The organism is Pseudomonas sp. PS02303, from assembly GCF_029959925.1.
In the GTDB taxonomy this organism is placed as follows: Bacteria; Pseudomonadota; Gammaproteobacteria; order Pseudomonadales; family Pseudomonadaceae; genus Aquipseudomonas; species Aquipseudomonas mandelii.
In genome coordinates this window covers 1-1,660 of record NZ_JASCOM010000508.1, presented here as the reverse complement: position 1 = coordinate 1,660, position 1,660 = coordinate 1, and the positions used below count along the sequence as shown (strand labels likewise).

At 61.3% G+C, this 1,660-nt stretch carries 1 protein-coding gene; it reads right to left on the bottom strand.

Translation table 11 applies throughout. The annotated features are described in order from the left end of the window. Positions 1–118 precede the first annotated feature (118 nt). A complete protein-coding gene (locus tag QMX98_RS34525; protein WP_010460855.1) occupies positions 119–1,534 on the bottom strand; it encodes a sigma 54-interacting transcriptional regulator in 1,416 nt (471 codons plus the stop codon). Positions 1,535–1,660 lie beyond the last annotated feature (126 nt).

The following is a 1,660-nucleotide window of genomic DNA, read 5'->3' as shown; positions in this document are numbered from 1 at the left end:
GGCAAGCCTCGCTCCTGCATGATTTGCGGTCGTGCGCACAAACAAGAGCGCCTTGGTCCCGTAGGAGCGAGGCTTGCCCGCGAAGAGGCCCTATCTACCAATAGAGATCAATGTCTCTTTAGGGAGACTCGGCAATTCCTAGCGCCACCATCTTCTTATACAAAGTCGACCGACCCAGCCCCAGCCGCGCCGCCGCTTCAATCACCTTACCCCCGCATTGCGCCAGGGCAGATTCAATCAATTGCCGGTCAAACCGCTCCCGCGCCTCGCTGAACGTTTCCTGCGCAACGGCCTCAACGACCCTCGGCGCCACACGCGTCACTGGTGTGAACGTCCCGATTGCCGCGCGGATGTCCCCTGCATTCAGCACCAGGTCATCACTGAGCAGCGCCGCGCGTTCCAGCACGTTGCGCAGCTCACGGATATTGCCCGGCCAGGCGTGATGCGCCAGCAGGTCCAAGGCTTCGGTGTTCAGCTCATGCTGGCTGCGAAGTTCCTCAAGGATCGCTTCACTGAGCGCTGGCAAGTCATCAAGACGATCGCGCAGAGGCGGCACGTTGATCGGCAGCACGTTGAGCCGGTAATACAAATCGGCGCGAAATTCGCCGCGCTTGATCGCCGCTTCCAGGTCCGTGGAGGTCGCTGCAATCACTCGCACATCACTCTGGATGACCTCATTGGAACCGACCGGCTCGAATTCCTTTTCCTGCAAAACGCGCAGCAACTTGCTTTGCAGCGGCAGCGGCATGTCGCCGATTTCATCGAGAAACAGCGTGCCGCCCTGGGCGATCTGCAACTTGCCGGCCCGGCCCTTGCGATCGGCGCCAGTGAAGGCGCCCGGCGCGGTGCCAAAGAATTCGGCTTCGAGCAAAGACTCGGGAATCGCCGCGCTGTTGATGCTGACGAAGGCTTTGTGCGCGCGGGGTGAAGCGCCGTGGATCGCCTGGGCCAGCAGCTCCTTGCCGGTGCCGGTTTCGCCGAGCAACAGCACCGGTGACTCGGCACTGGCACTGCGCCGGGCGCGGCGTTTGACTTCCAGGCTGGCGGCGCTGGTCCCGATGAAGTGGGCGAAGTTGTATTTGGTCTGCCGCGACCGCAGCAACGAGCGGGTAGAGGCCAGTTCTTCCTGCATGCTCAGGTAGCGTTTGAGCATCGGAGACAGGCTGTGCAATTCGTCGAACAGCGCAAAACCAATGGCGCCGATGACGGCGCCCGCGTCGTCGTGGATCGGCAAGCGCATGACCACCAGGGGTTCTTTCGGCGTGTCCTGCATATCCAGCAAAATCGGGCGACCGGTGCGAACCACCTCACGTAACAAGCTGCCCGGTATCACGCTTTCGCACGCTTTGCCGATGGCCACTTCGGCTGATTCCAGGCCGAAGCGGCGGGCATAGCGCTCGTTCATCCAGACGATATTCGCGTCGCGGTCGACAATCACCGTGCCCTCGCTGGATTGCTCGATGATCTCGAACAGCGAACGGATCGCCAGCAGGCGAACGCGCTGGTAGTCCTTGAGGCTTTCGGTGGTGTTCATGGGTTTCATGTCCAGAATGTGTGTTGTCTTGGCGGGCCTCTTCGCGGGCAAGCCTCGCTCCTGCAGGGTTTGTGTCGAGCCACAAATTCAGCGATAACCACAAAACCTGTGGGAGCGAGGCTTGCC